This window comes from Pseudomonas sp. CROZ-RG-20F-R04-15 (assembly GCF_022662375.1).
GTDB lineage: Bacteria > Pseudomonadota > Gammaproteobacteria > Pseudomonadales > Pseudomonadaceae > Aquipseudomonas.
The window spans coordinates 25362-39220 of sequence record NZ_JAKNQL010000032.1; the positions used below are offsets into that span (position 1 = coordinate 25362).

General features: G+C 58.4%; 11 protein-coding genes. 1 reads left to right on the forward strand and 10 read right to left on the reverse strand.

Features of this window, described 5'->3' with window-relative positions:
- Positions 1 to 21: 21 nt before the first annotated feature.
- From L8H52_RS28015 to puuE, 7 genes are all read right to left on the reverse strand, one after another.
- The gene (locus L8H52_RS28015; RefSeq protein ID WP_242209778.1) at positions 22 to 807 is read right to left on the reverse strand and encodes an outer membrane protein OmpK; all 786 of its coding nucleotides are present in this window, start codon (positions 805 to 807) and stop codon (positions 22 to 24) included.
- A gap of 177 nt (positions 808 to 984) precedes the next feature.
- The gene (locus L8H52_RS28020) at positions 985 to 2343 is read right to left on the reverse strand and encodes a nucleobase:cation symporter-2 family protein (protein ID WP_242209787.1); all 1359 of its coding nucleotides are present in this window, start codon (positions 2341 to 2343) and stop codon (positions 985 to 987) included.
- A 167-nt stretch (positions 2344 to 2510) separates the two neighbouring features.
- Positions 2511 to 3824: a urate hydroxylase PuuD gene (locus tag L8H52_RS28025; RefSeq protein ID WP_242209790.1), complete on the reverse strand. Its 1314-nt coding sequence runs from the start codon at positions 3822 to 3824 to the stop codon at positions 2511 to 2513.
- 51 nt (positions 3825 to 3875) lie between these two features.
- A complete protein-coding gene (locus L8H52_RS28030; RefSeq protein WP_034151759.1) occupies positions 3876 to 4379 on the reverse strand; it encodes an ureidoglycolate lyase in 504 nt (167 codons plus the stop codon).
- Positions 4380 to 4520: 141 nt separating this feature from the next.
- Positions 4521 to 5516: an allantoicase gene (alc, locus tag L8H52_RS28035; protein ID WP_008080896.1), complete on the reverse strand. Its 996-nt coding sequence runs from the start codon at positions 5514 to 5516 to the stop codon at positions 4521 to 4523.
- Between the two features lie 87 nt (positions 5517 to 5603).
- Complete coding sequence (gene uraD / locus L8H52_RS28040) at positions 5604 to 6119, reverse strand: 2-oxo-4-hydroxy-4-carboxy-5-ureidoimidazoline decarboxylase (protein WP_008080897.1); 516 nt, start codon at positions 6117 to 6119, stop codon at positions 5604 to 5606.
- Positions 6116 to 7042 (reverse strand): allantoinase PuuE, encoded by a 927-nt coding sequence (gene puuE, locus L8H52_RS28045; RefSeq protein WP_095120001.1) that lies wholly within the window; start codon positions 7040 to 7042, stop codon positions 6116 to 6118. The genes uraD and puuE overlap by 4 nt, the downstream gene beginning before the upstream one ends.
- A gap of 420 nt (positions 7043 to 7462) precedes the next feature.
- On the opposite strand from puuE, the gene uraH reads away from it, so the two are divergent.
- Positions 7463 to 7816 (forward strand): hydroxyisourate hydrolase, encoded by a 354-nt coding sequence (uraH, locus tag L8H52_RS28050; protein ID WP_008080901.1) that lies wholly within the window; start codon positions 7463 to 7465, stop codon positions 7814 to 7816.
- Between the two features lie 183 nt (positions 7817 to 7999).
- Here uraH and L8H52_RS28055 read toward each other — a convergent pair whose 3' ends face one another.
- The 3 genes from L8H52_RS28055 to L8H52_RS28065 form a co-directional block, all read right to left on the reverse strand.
- Positions 8000 to 9892, reverse strand: coding sequence for an endonuclease Q family protein (locus L8H52_RS28055; protein WP_242209791.1), 1893 nt, complete (start codon positions 9890 to 9892; stop codon positions 8000 to 8002).
- Between the two features lie 54 nt (positions 9893 to 9946).
- Positions 9947 to 11842 (reverse strand): hypothetical protein, encoded by a 1896-nt coding sequence (locus L8H52_RS28060; protein ID WP_242209792.1) that lies wholly within the window; start codon positions 11840 to 11842, stop codon positions 9947 to 9949.
- Between the two features lie 94 nt (positions 11843 to 11936).
- A complete protein-coding gene (locus L8H52_RS28065) occupies positions 11937 to 13631 on the reverse strand; it encodes a hypothetical protein (RefSeq protein WP_242209793.1) in 1695 nt (564 codons plus the stop codon).
- Between the last annotated feature and the right edge of the window lie 228 nt (positions 13632 to 13859).

A 13859-nucleotide genomic window follows, 5' to 3' on the forward strand; every position in this document is an offset into this window, starting at 1 on the left:
GGGGCACGGTTGCGGGCCATCTTAGAAATGCACCTTGACCAGCAGGCTGGCGGTGTTCTGGTTGGTGTCGAAGTTGTGCGTGCTTTCGACGCCATATTTGTTTTTCCAATAACTGTATTCGGTGCCGACGTAAAGCTGCTTGTGGCTCCAGCCCAAGGCTTTGCCCAGGTCATATTTGATCTGCGGATTGATGTGCAGGTTGGCGTGGTAGGTGCCGCGCGAGTTCTCATCGTTGTCGACCACCCAGTCGAGGTAGCCGTCGATCAGCACATCGGAATTGCCCAGGGGAAAGCTGTAGGACCAGCCAGGGGTGATCTGCCAGACGCCGTCGCCGGGGCGCGGGCCTTCGGTCTGGCGGCGGAAGATGTTCAGGGTGACGTAGTTGAAGCCGGGCACCTTGAGGTCGAAACCGGGGCCGATCAAGTAGGCCTCGCTGTCGCCTTCGCCGTACTCGTAAGTCATCGCCAGCAACACGTCCTTGATCGGGCCGAACTCGAGCTTCTGGTCGAAGATCTTGCCGAACGAGAAGCGCGGGGTGAATTCGCCATAGAAGGCGTGCGGGCCTTTGTTCGCGTCTTCTTTGCCGTTGTAGAAGATCTTGTCGACGAACAGGAAGTTGTCGCCGTACTTCCACTTGTCGGCGTGCTCGAAGGTCAGCGTCTGCTGGATCGACGGGTTGATTGCGAAATTCTTGCCGTACAGATAGCTGAGGCTGTTGGTCTGCCACAGCAGGAGATCGCCGGCCATGGCCTGACTCGCGGCCAGCAGGCCGCCACTCAACAGAACGTTGGTTTGCGTGCGAATCATCTGTTGCTCCCTCTTGTTTTTATTGTTTGAGGCGCAGAGCTATTGCTTAGCCCTTGTGGGAGCGAGCCTGCTCGCGAAGAGGGCGTGTCAGTCGCCTTCACTGTTGAATGACACACCGCTTTCGTCGGAACGCCGCCCGGAGCAGGCTCGCTCCCACAGGGTTTTGTGGTGACTCCGTTAGTGCTGGTGCGCGTGGCAGTCATTGATCGCTGCGCGCTCTTTACCGCCGAGAATGTTGAACAGCAGGTTCAACGTCAGTGCGCTGAGCGTGGCCATGGCGATGCCACTGTGGGTAATCGGGCTCATCCATAGCGGCAGATGTGCGAAGAACTCCGGACGCACCACCGGGATCAGGCCCATGCCGATGCTCACCGCGACCAGCAACTGGTTGCGCCGATCACCGATGTCGGCTTCCTGGAGAATCTTGATGCCGGTCGCCGCGACCATGCCGAACATCGCAATCGCCGCACCACCGAGTACCGCCGGTGGAATCGACGCCACGAGGAATGCCGCTTTCGGCAGCAGGCTCAGGACGATCAGCAAGCCACCGGCAACGATGGTCACCGAGCGGCAACGCACGCCAGTCATCTGCACCAGACCGATGTTCTGTGCGAAAGAGGAGTGGGTGAAGGTGTTGAAGAAACCGGCCACAAACGAGGCGCCGGCATCACACAGCAAGCCGCGACGCAGCATGCGCGGGCAGACTTCCTGGCCGGTGATCTTGCCCAGCGCGAGGAACATGCCGGTGGATTCAACGAAGATGATCACTACCACCAGACACATCGACAGGATCGGTGCCAGTTCGAATTTCGGCATGCCGAAATGCAGTGGAGTGACGAACTGAATCCATGGCGCGTTGGCCATGCCGCTGAGGTCGACCATGCCGATCGCGCCGCACAGCACGTAGCCGAAGCACATGCCGATCAACACAGAAATATTGACCCAGAAGCCGCGCATAAAGCGGTGAATCAACAGAATGGTGCCCAACACCAGTGCGGCGATGGCCAGATAAATCGGTGAACCGAATTGCGTAGCGCCTGCACCGCCGCCAGCCCAATTTACAGCGACGGGGAACAGCGACAAACCGATCGAGGTGATGACCGTGCCGGTCACCAGAGGCGGGAAGAAGCGCACGACCTTGGACATGAACGGCGCGATGATCATGCCGAAGAAACCGGCGGCGATCGTCGCACCGAAGATGCCTTGCAGGCCGATACCGGGCATGCCGGCCATGGCGACCATGCTGCCGACCGCAGCAAAACTGGCGCCCATCATCACCGGCATGCGAATGCCCATCGGGCCGATCCCTAAGGATTGCACGATGGTGGCGATACCGGCGACCAGCAGGTCGGCGTTGATCAGGAAGGCAATTTCTTCACGACTCAGGCCAGCGGCCTGTCCAATGATCAGCGGCACCGCAATGGCACCACCGTACATCAGCAGAACATGTTGCAAACCGACCAGGATCAGTTGCAAAAGGGGCAATCGCTGAATGGCGGGTGCGTCGGGGATGCGCGCTTTGGACAGCTCGGACATGCAACACCTCGGATCTTTTTATTCTTGTGATTGAACAGCTGCCGGGTCGCTCACAGCTGTTTCTGTGCATCAGGTAAAACCGCGTTGCGGCGATTCGCGAGCAGGCTCGCTCCCACAGGAAATGCGCGATCTCTGTGGGAGCGAGCCTGCTCGCGAAGCTTTGTTGCTTAGTTGGTCTGTGCTCCCTGGGCAATCCATGCACCGATCAGGTCACGTTCCTGCTGGGTCATCTGCGTGATGTTGCCCAGTGGCATGATCTGCGTGGTGATGGCTTGCGCCTGGATGCGCGGCGCGTTCTGGCGGATCTGCTCAGGGGTGTCGAACATCACACCCGCGGGTGCAGCGCTGAACAACGGGCTGGTTGGCTTGGCCGAGTGACAAACTGCGCAACGTTCTTGAATCACGGTGTGCACTTTGTCAAAACCAGGACCGGCGTTGGACGCTTGCGCCGGTGCTGCGGCAGGTTCAGCCGGTGCTGCAGGTGCCGCCGCTTCAGCCGGTTTCGCGCCACCGCCCAATGCCGTCTCCGGCAGCGGTTGGTACTCGATTTTCGCTGGTGCCTTGGCCACTTCCGGAGCGGTCGACATCGGCGTTGGGCCGGTGACGTAGGCCAGAGTGATCATGCCCACCGCTGCCACTGGCAGAGTCCAGGCAAACTTGTGGCTGTCGTGACGGGTGTTGAAATAGTGACGCACCAACACCGCCAACACGGCGATCCCGGCCAGGATCAACCAGTTGTACTGGCTGCCATAGGTGCTCGGGAAGTGGTTGCTGATCATGATGAACAGCACCGGCAGGGTGAAGTAGTTGTTGTGACGCGAACGCAGCAAGCCTTTGGCCGGCAGTGCCGGATCCGGCGTACGGTTCTCGGCAATCGCCGCAACCAGTGCACGCTGCGCCGGCATGATGATGCGGAACACGTTGCCGACCATGATGGTGCCGATGATCGCGCCGACGTGCAGGTACGCACCACGACCGCTGAACACTTTGCTGAAGCCATACGCCGCGCCGATGATCAGCACGAACAGAATGAAACCGAGCAAAGCAGGGCGTTTGCCCAGTGCCGAGTCACACAGGAAGGAGTAGATGAACCAGCCGATAAACAGCGAGCCGATACCGATGGCCACGCCTTCAGGGCCGCTCAGAGTGCTGCCCGGAGCCAGCAGGTAGAGCGTTGGATTGGAGTAGAACACCACGCACAGCAGCGCGATCCCCGACATCCAGGTGAAGTAGGCTTCCCACTTGAACCAGTGCAGGTTCTCCGGCATTGCCGGCGGGGCCAGTTTGTATTTTTCGAGGTGATAGATACCGCCACCGTGGATCGCCCACAGGTCACCGGCCAGGCCGGTTTTCGGGTTGACGCGGTTGAGGTTGTTCTCCAGCCAGACGAAGTAGAACGACGCGCCGATCCAGGCCACGCCAGTAATCATGTGAACCCAGCGCACGCTCAGGTTCAGCCATTCCAACAGATGTGCTTCCACAGTCTTTACCTCTCGCCTGTCACTCTTGTTGTCGAGTGATCAGACCTTCTCTTATTGGTGGGGGGCGAGGATCAAACGCTCATCCTCTTTGAAAAAATGCTCATCGCAGTTATTGCCTGTGCCACTGCGATCAACCACCAGGAAGTCATCCCGCTTTTCGATCGTTAGCACCGGATGGTGCCAAACGCCGCGATGGTAATTAATGCCCTGCCTGCCGTTGGTGACGAAGGCGCGGACCAAGCCTGATACAGGTTCATCGCCAACGGGCGCGACCACGATCAGAAAGGGGTTGCCGAGCAGCGGGATGAAAGCCTGGCTGCCCAGCGGATGGCGTTCCAGCATGCAAACGGTCAGCGGCATGTCCTGCGCGTCGGCGCGGAAGATGCTGATGATCGCGTTGTCCTCAGGCTGAGCGGTTTCGACCGTCGCCAGTTTATGGAAGCGCATGGTCGAACCGTTGTTGATCATGAAGTGATCGCTGCCGTCGGTTTCGATCACGTCACCGAAAGGGGCGAAGGCTTCTTTGCTCAGCGGTTCAATCGTTAGTGTGCGCATGCTGTTCTTCTTTTCGTTGAGTGATCGTTCCCACGCTCCGCGTGGGAATGCAGCCCGTGACGCTCCGCGTCACATCCAAAACGGACGCAGAGCGTCCAGTGATGCGTTCCCACGCAGAGCGTGGGAACGATCATTGCGGTGTTATTTAGCGACCTTGCCCAAAACACGCAGGCGACTCACACCACCATCCGGGAACACGTTCAGGCGGATGTGGGTGATTGGGCCCAGCGCCTTGATCTGCTCGACGAAGGTGTGTTCGGCGTGCATTTCCAGCTTCTGGCTTGGCAGCAGATCGCGCCAGAACAGCGACTGGGTTTCGATCTGGCTGTCAGTACCGCCCTTAACGAACGCGCCCTGGATCGAGCAAGTGTCCGGGTAGTTGCCTTTGAAGTGCAGGGTGTCGACGACGATCTTCTCGATCTCGCCCGGATGGCCCAGCGCGACGATGACCCAGTCATTGCCTGGCGTGCGACGACGTGCAGTTTCCCAGCCGTCGCCCATGTTGATGCCACGGCCCGGGTTGAGAATGTTGCTCATGCGGCCGAAGTGTTCGTCGGAGCAGGCGAGGGCGCGGCCACCGTTAAGGGCTGCTGCCAGATCGACTTGCTCGTTGTCGCCAACCGCCGACCAGTCGCGATGCGGCACACCGTACACGCGCAGACGTGCAACACCGCCGTCCGGGTAGATGTTGAAGCGCAGGTGGCTGAACGCTTGGTCGTTGCTGATTTCGTGGTAGTGGTGGCTGTTGCCCTGCAGCTCGACGGCCGACAGCACTTCAGTCCACTGAGTATTTTCATCAGGCTCGCCCGAGGCCAGGAAGCACGCTTCCAGAGAGGCCGATGGCGGAAAGTTGCCGGTGAAGAATGAAGTGTCGATGTCCACGCCTTTGATCGAGCCCGGTACGCCCAGACGGATCACTGCGCTGTCGAAGCCTTCGAAGCGCTTGCGGCGCGATTCCCAGCCGTCCATCCACTTGCCGTTGTCATCGAACACGCCCTCCTTCCATACGGCCGGGGTCGGTTGGAACAGACGATTGGCGTCTGCGAACCAGTCATCGGTGACCGAGATGATTTTGGTGCCCAGACGGGCATCGGCCAGGTTGACGAATTTTTCGAAAGGTACGGCGTAAGCTTTCATTCTTCTTGTCTGCCTTTAAATAAGTGGCTGGGGATGCTTGCAAGACCCTGGGTACTCTCCGCGTTTGATGTACTCGGGTCAGGCTTGCTAAAGAGTCAGTAAACGGAACAGGGCGATCTTGTTGATCTCCGCCAGCGCGCATTTGAATTCGGTGTCTTGCGAATTGTGAATGCGCGTTTCGAACGCCGCGAGGATCTGATGCCGGTTGCTGCCTTTTACCGCCATGATGAAGGGAAACTTGAACTTGGCTTTGTAGGCGTCGTTCAGCTCGGTGAAGCGCTGGAACTCTTCGGCCGTGCATTGGTGAATACCGGCGCCAGCCTGTTCATTGGTGCTGGCTTCGGTCAGTTGGCCCTGGACGGCCGCTTTGCCGGCCAGGTCCGGGTGAGCGTTGATCAGTGCCAGTTGACTGGCGTGATCGGCGCTCAACAGGATGTCGCTCATGCGCTGGTGCAGGGTTTCGATCTCGTCGATCGAAGCGTCCACGCCCAGGTCGTAGGCCTTCTCGGCCACCCATGGCGAATGTTCATAGATGTCGGCGAAAGCTTTGACGAAGGCGTCGCGGCTCAGGGTCGACGGTTGCAGGGTTTGAAAGCGGCTCATTGGGCGGCCCCTTGGTACGGCTGGGTTTCGTGCCAGTGACGCGCGATGTCGACGCGACGGCTGAACCACACCTGTTCATGACTTTTGGCGTATTCGATAAAGCGTTTGAGCGAAGCGATGCGACCCGGACGACCGATCAAACGGCAGTGCAGACCGATCGAGAGCATTTTCGGTGCTTCAGCGCCTTCGGCGTAGAGCACGTCGAACGCGTCTTTGAGGTATTCGAAGAAGTCGTCACCCTTGTTGAAACCCTGCACCTGCGTGAAGCGCATGTCGTTGGTGTCGAGTGTGTACGGGATCACCAAGTGCGGCTTGCCGGTCGGGTTGTTCGGTTCCCAGTACGGCAGGTCATCGTCGTAGGTGTCGCAGTCGTAGAGGAAACCACCTTCTTCCATCACCAGACGGCGGGTGTTCGGGCCGGTGCGGCCGGTGTACCAGCCCAGTGGGCGCTCGCCGGTGATTTCGGTGAGGACGCGGATCGCTTCGAGCATGTGCTCGCGTTCCTGCGCTTCGTCCATGTACTGATAGTCGATCCAGCGGTAGCCGTGGCTGCAGATTTCGTGGCCGGCATCGACCATCGCGCGAATCACATCGGGGTGGCGCTGCGCTGCCATCGCAACGGCGAAGATGGTCAGCGGAATGTCGAATTCCTTGAACAGTTTAAGGATCCGCCAGACGCCGGCACGGCTGCCATACTCGTAAAGCGATTCCATGCTCATGTTGCGCGCGCCTTGCAGCGGCTGAGCGGCAACCATCTCGGAGAGGAAGGCTTCGGATTCTTTGTCGCCGTGCAGAATATTGCGCTCGCCGCCTTCTTCGTAATTGAGTACGAACGACAGGGCGATGCGAGCATTGCCCGGCCAATGTGGGTGAGGAGGGTTACTGCCGTAACCGATCAGGTCGCGTGGGTAGTCAGCGCTCACTGCAGTCTTCCTTCTTGTTCGTTGACAGATTTGTGTGGCGGCCTGGCAGGCTGGCGTCACAGCGATGGGCTGATTGTATACAACTTTATTCGCAATTTGTAAGCCTGAATTTTCGCATTTTTCACCGACTGTCATCTTTTACTGCTATTGGCGTGAGCCTGCAAGAAACCTGCCTGACCAGTCAGCTAATGGATAGGAGGTTCAATGAATAGGCGTATCGCTGGCTCATCGGCAGGAAACCCCCGAATGGCGGGGGTGATGTGAAAAATGTCGTTTTTATTGTGTACAATTTTTTTGAAAAGTGTCTTAATCAATCGCTCGCCGCAGCTTTTCGTGCTCCGAATCGGTGCGGTCTCCTTTTCAACTGACTTCGGGAGGCGCGAAGTCTGACTGCTCCACGCAGGCAGGCGCGCAGAATCAATGGGACGTTTGACAACACACGTTTTGGACGCTGCACACGGTTGCCCGGGCAGTTCGATCAAGGTCGAGCTGTACCGCGTTGAAGGTTCGCAACTGGAATTGGTCGCCAGTGCGGTAACCAACAGCGATGGCCGGGTCGATGCACCGTTGTTGCAAGGTGACGATTATCGTACCGGCGTTTATCAGGTTCAGTTCCACGCGGGTGATTACTACCGCGCCCGTGGCGTGCAGCTGCCGGAGCCGGCATTTCTGGACGTGGTTGTGCTGCGCTTCGGCATCTCTGCCGAACAGGATCACTACCACGTGCCTTTGCTGATTTCGCCTTACAGCTATTCCACGTACCGGGGCAGCTGACCCCCAAGCAGCTGCCCCCACCGGGAAGCGACTGCGCATATAGCTTCTTTGGTCTTTCGCCCGCTCACACTGCGGGCTTTTTTTCGTCCGGGCACTTACCTGTAAATGAATTTCAGGCTGAGTGGTGACAGCGATCTTTCAGCTCAAGTGAATTTCGCCGGTTTGCGTTGCGTCCAGGAAAAGTCAGCGAAGCCTGGTGATGACAAGATTGTCTCCTTTGCGGGAATGGGGATCGTTGGTTCCCGCTAAATAAATGATTTTGTCTGCGGCGAGATGATCTTGCAGGGTTATTTTGTCGTGGGGTTCGATTTTATTGACCAGTGCCTTTTTCTTCAGCCAGACAGTCGGGTCCTCGGCTAACAGGGTGTCGCCCCTGAATCTGTTAGTGAACAGGATGAACACCGTATCGATTCCCGGTCGCTGCACCAGCAGTGCATCGCGCGCGTTATTGCGGAAATGATGAGAAACCTGGTAGCCATTTCCGCGTAAAACAACTTTGAACAAATCTCGCAGGGAGTGCCCTTCGGTCAGAAATTGCGTTTCGAATAACGAGTGCGGATTGAAGTCGATTCGCTGCAAACCCTCAGCGGAAGGCAGTGGCATATGTACGTAGCCGTTCGCGTCTACCGGAAGCGGGGGAAGGAGCATCAACGGATCGCCCAAGTCCTGGCGCAGGGTTCTCGTATCGCTGATCGACGTTGGGCGATTTTCCCAGTACTTGATCGTGTCAAACAAAGCGTTGATACCGGAGCCGCTCAATTCTTCGGAGTGACTGGCTCGATTGAAGATTTCCCGCGCGATCTTGTTCGCGGAGTGATTTGAAAGATAAGCAAACTGATCGCTGACGTACTGAGTAAGGCTTTTGCGGAATGGCAGCCCGTCGACGATTCTCCACGTGTCTGCACTACGTCCCGTCCATGTGTCGGCCAGCTTCACTACACCGCGTGGTTGTAACTGTGGGCTGGTTAGCAGCATGTTTTCGAACGCATCGAAGCGCGTGGCAGAAAACTGCGGATGCTTGATAAACGCCAGCGAATCCGCAGCATGCGTCGGTTGATCAAGAATGGAAAAGTGCTGGCCGGCCATCTCGATGGCGTCGCCGGCTATCGGTCTCAAGGTATTTCCCCAGGTTTTCCACTCCTCAGCACTGCTCACAGCAATGACTGGACCGAGCGGGTCGCTGTCCGCTGGCAAACGTGCACGTTTGCCTGGACCTGGGTCTGCCTCCTGCGGCGGTTGGCGGCTTTGCGAAGTGCCCGGTTGCGGATGTGCTTGCGCAGCTGTGGTTTGCAACTGACGACGCCATTGAAACTGCCCGGGAATCTGTTCGACAATGATTTCGGGCACGTTGATAGTCGTCGCCGAGGCGAGTCTGTATTGGCCGTTTTCATCTCTGCGAACCATGATAGTTCCGTCTGCAAAGTCGACGTAGATTTTTCCCCGCGGCCCCTTGCGAATGCCATCAGGGGATTCATGCGCAGCGGGAAGCAAGGTTGCCAGATATGGATCGACGAAAAACACGGTTGGCGATTGTTCGGTAATCACTCGCGGCATCGCCGGACTTCCCGCAGCGGACCGGGCGACATACCAGGGAGCTTCGAGGCGCCAGAGGGACTGTCCGTCGATTTTTCTCAGGACAGGGGGCGTCACGCCCGGAGCGGCAGGCCAGGGGATCTGGTAGTTACTGTCGCTGTTGAGTTCCGCCCGGTAGTACCCGCCTTCTTCCAGTTGAGCGTAAATCTGCCCCTGCGGCGTGACATACAGCCCGTCAACGGACTCGTGCGGCTGTAACAAGTGGGTTTGCAATCCTGGCAGGGAAATCTCTGCCAGCCGGGCATTGGCTTCGGTAATCAGCGGATCGGTGATGTAGCTCACCACAACATGCGGCTCGGCACCAATATCGCCACCAGAGTTAATGGCAACGGTACTGTCAGCGACTGGATTCGCATCGGCAGTAAAAGTCCCTGGATGACCGGGATTTCCTGTGCGGCCCGTGCCAGTGTCGACATCGGGCCTGCTGGTGGTGGAGGTGTCTGGCGACGCGGGTCGAACGGTAGCTTTGCTCGTTTTGATCATGGCAGTTTCTCTAAGCGGTTCTTTGGCATATCGCTGACTGGCTCGATTGATTTCTCAGCGATCTCTGATGATGAAAAGCGTTGTCTGCCCCAACGCATCGGTCTGGATTCCACCGAGCAGATAGCTGATCCGGTTTTCCTGCCGGTAGGTGGCGAGAGGCTTTTGTTCACTGATGGGGGTTTGCAATACAGCGCCATTCAGTTCGGCACCCTCTGCGGTAAATCGCTGCAGTCTGCCGCTGACGGGAACAGGCAGTTTGAGCACAAACACCTGATCGATTTTCTCGCGATGAAACAGTAACGCGTCGCCATCGAGCTTCTGCTCCGTTAGGGTTACGACGTAACCGTCATCTTTCAGAAGCTGGCTGAACAGTCTTCGCAGGTGGGCCGCAGTCGGGTTGCGGGCGTAGTCGTTCCAGTGCCGGGGGAAACGCCCCGGATCAAAGTCCAGGCGCATCAAACCTTCACCGAGGGCGAAGGGAATCGCCAGGGTATCCGCCGTTTCCGGCTGGCTGCGCAACATCAACAATGGGTCCGCCAGTTCTCGACGTGGCGCCTTGCGCAGCCCCCTGTTTTCCCAAAAGCGAAACACCTGATTGAGCATTGCCAACCCCGGGCCGATGATGATCTCGGAGCGGTTCGCTTGATTGAACATGGCCCGGGCAAGTGAACTGACCGACTGATCCGACAGGTATTTGAAGGTTCTGGAAATGTACTGCGTGATCGGCATTTCAAAAGGAACGACGTCGTCCAGTACCGTCCAGTGTTCGGTTCTTTTAACGGCGAATTTTGGCTGCAGCGACGGGTTATCCCGCAGCATGTATTCGAAGGCGTCATACAGGGCCGGTGAAAACAAGGGATGTTGCAGATACACCAGATGCGGGTCAGGCCCCAGTTGCTGTGGCACGATCCGGTAAAACTGTCCGTCGATTTCGATATGCTGGCCCAACTGCGGCCGGAGACTGCGCCCCCAGTTTCGCCACAAGCCGAAACTCAGGTTGATCGGCTCGGGATTGGCTGACAGCAAGCTTTCGGTCAGCGCATGTGTGGTCTCTGCACCTTCATCCGCATGGGGGCGTTTGCTGGCGCCTGCCGTGGCTTCTGGCATGTCGGTGACGACGATGCCCGGTTCCCCGGTGGAACTCTGCGAGTCAGGATGATCGTCAGCAAACTTGCGCCGCCACAGTCGGGTTCCGGGAATCTGTTCGAACAGCAACGTGGACGTGTTGCGTGTCGTCGCCGAGGTTTGCTCGTACTGACCGTCGACGTTTTTACGCACCATGACGGTGCCTTGCGCTGTGTCGATGTAGGTTTTGCGGTGCTTGTCGTAGCGAATTCCGTCGGCGGTATACAGCGGCGAAGAGAGTAGGGCAGCGTCAGCGGGGGCCAGGTACATTGGCTGTTCGACAGCGGGCCCGTCAGCGGCCGCATTTCGCCTGTCACTCTCTGAGTGCTGCGTCATCCAGGCCGGTTGTTCGAAAGTCCAGAGAGCCTGGCGTTCTGCTTTGACCAGGAAGGGGCCAGGCAGGTGCGGAGCGAACGGGAAAGGAATCTGGTAGCGACCATCGCGATGATGCTCGACCAGCAGGTGTCCTGCGTTCTCGATATGGGCGTACAGCTTGCCGTCAGGGCTGATGAGCAGTCCGCTTTCGGTGTCCAGACGTTGCAGCAGATGTACTTGATCGGCTGGCCAGGTGATTGATCGCAGAGCGGCTTCGACTGACAGTGGCGAGGGCGCTGGTATTTCGCTGACCTGCACTGACGGTTGGTGCGGGAGCCGGTCTGGATCATGTGCGGAATCTGCATGCGCTGGATATTCGCCCGCAAGCTTTCGCGGGGGATTTGCGAAAACCGGGTGAGCGCCGTCGACCCGGCCCGCAGCAGAATGTGTGGTTACAGGCAGGATGTCGGGCAGAGTAATCCCCGACCCGCGCTTTGGTGGTTTGACCATTGATGCGATCTCGTTATTTGAAGGATGTCGGTGTTCAGACGGCGGTTGTTCACCGCAAAAGTGCGAACAATCCGCTCGGGCGTGCGGTGGGAACTTAGCCTTCTCTCACAATGAAGAGGCTCGGATTGTCGGGGTGGATGTGTTGAACACCGCCCACCAGGTAAATGACTTCGATATGAGTCAGCTCGCTGTTGAGCCGCTGTCTTTGCTCCGGGGTCAGCGAAGCCTGAAACTCCGGTTCATGAAGATCGGACCCGGCACGGGTGTAACGAGGTAATTGATCACCGGTGACTGGCGGCAGTTTCAGCACGAAGACCGCGGCAACGCCCGGACGATGAAAGATCACCGCACCTTCTCTGAGCCGACGCGTCGTCGGATTCACGGTGTAACCGTTTTGTTGCAGGACATCCATGAACAATGTGCGCAATCTTCCGGCTGTCGGCGCTGCCGAGTACAGGGTCCACTCCTGAGGGAACCGCACCGGATCGAAATCCAGTCGCTGCAGCAGATTGGAGTTGTACGCCGGCAAAGTGATCAGGCCACCATTCGCCAGACTGCCGGGCGGTGTCGCCAGTACTGGCAGCATCACGAACGGGTCCGAGAGCCCGTGCATCGGCGCCTCGTTGCTCACCCTGTCGACCCAGTGGCGATACGTCAGCGCCATCACTGACAAACCATGACCGGTTATGCCTTGGGGCAACGAGACGCGATCGAACACCGCTCGGGCGAGGTTGCTGGCCGACTGCTCGGAGAGATGGTTGAACGCTGCGGAAACGTACTGCGTCGCAGACATTTCAAACGGCGCATGATTTTCCAGAACCTTCCATTGTCCTTCGCGCTTCAGCGCCCATTTCGGCTGGTGCGAAGGCTGCTGACGCAACATGTTTTCGAACGCGTCAAAGTCGTCCGATGAGTAGGCGGGGGGTTGCAAATAGACCAGACCGGTGTCGGCTCGCAGGTTTTGCGCGATGATCGGATAGTGTTTACCGTCTATTTCTATTGATTCACCTGCGTCGGGCCGGGTGGGTCCCCCCCAGTTCCTCCATTGGCTTGTGGAAAGATCCAGGGCCGTGGTCTGTTGCGCGAAAAGGTTTTCCACCAGCGTGTTCGTATCGCTTGCGATATGGCTCTGCTCGTCCAGATGCGAGTGCCTGATCGGGCCGGGGATCGCCTCCGACGGGCCGGCGGCCAGCGGATCAGGCAGTGATTGGGGACGTTGCCGCGACGCGTCGATTTCACGCCAGAGTCTGGTTCCCGGGATTTGCTCAACCCTTTGCCCGCTTGGCGTTGCTTCGCCGGCCTTCGTGTGTCGCCAGCCATCCGGCGTATTGCTCACCATGACGAAACCTCCGTGCATTTCGACATAGGCCTTTTTGCGTCTGTCGTATCGAAAGCCTTCTTCAGTGCTGGCCTGGCCCTTCAGCACGGCGGCCAGTTCGGCGTGGACAAAAACCGGCGGCGACGGTTGTTCGCTGCGGGATGGTCCGGCCAGGACAGACGATTCGTTTAACGTGGATGACTGTCCAGTTCGCACCGATGTGCCGGGTACGTCTGAAGGGAGTTCCTGGCCGGGCGCATGACTGACGATAACGCTGGGACGGTTGGCGGGGGCTTGCGGCAAAGCGTGCGGCGAAGAAGTGTCGGAGAGCAAATGGCCGGGCAATGCGCCTGGAGCGGATTGTCCTGGTTCAACGCGAGGTGTTCCCTGTGGATTCGGCAGCGGATCTGTCGAGGTGGCAGGCGTTTCCGGCGCAGACGTGCGAAGGATTTTCTTGGGTGGTTTGGCCATTGAATTGCTCCGATGAATGGCGGGTCTGTGGTCGGCCGGAAAATCCAGAGGCGCGTTCGATGTGTTGTCGCGCAGCACTGACTCCGTCCGACTCATGCTTCAAAGCAGTCATGTTCGGCAAAAGGGCGCCAAGGCGTGCGGTACATATGTATTGCGTCGAGGCTAAGTGCTACAGGGAGTTACGAGACGTGCGGGGCGGGCTGCGCGCACTCGCCGGCGGGGGCGGCG

Coding starts and splice junctions, on each gene's coding strand:
- L8H52_RS28065 (WP_242209793.1), bottom strand. CDS start 13,631: ATGGCCAAACCACCCAAGAAAATCCTTCGCACGTCTGCGCCGGAAACG.
- L8H52_RS28015 (WP_242209778.1), bottom strand. CDS start 807: ATGATTCGCACGCAAACCAACGTTCTGTTGAGTGGCGGCCTGCTGGCC.
- L8H52_RS28055 (WP_242209791.1), bottom strand. CDS start 9,892: ATGATCAAAACGAGCAAAGCTACCGTTCGACCCGCGTCGCCAGACACC.
- uraH (WP_008080901.1), top strand. CDS start 7,463: ATGGGACGTTTGACAACACACGTTTTGGACGCTGCACACGGTTGCCCG.
- uraD (WP_008080897.1), bottom strand. CDS start 6,119: ATGAGCCGCTTTCAAACCCTGCAACCGTCGACCCTGAGCCGCGACGCC.
- L8H52_RS28020 (WP_242209787.1), bottom strand. CDS start 2,343: ATGTCCGAGCTGTCCAAAGCGCGCATCCCCGACGCACCCGCCATTCAG.
- alc (WP_008080896.1), bottom strand. CDS start 5,516: ATGAAAGCTTACGCCGTACCTTTCGAAAAATTCGTCAACCTGGCCGAT.
- L8H52_RS28060 (WP_242209792.1), bottom strand. CDS start 11,842: ATGGTCAAACCACCAAAGCGCGGGTCGGGGATTACTCTGCCCGACATC.
- L8H52_RS28030 (WP_034151759.1), bottom strand. CDS start 4,379: ATGCGCACACTAACGATTGAACCGCTGAGCAAAGAAGCCTTCGCCCCT.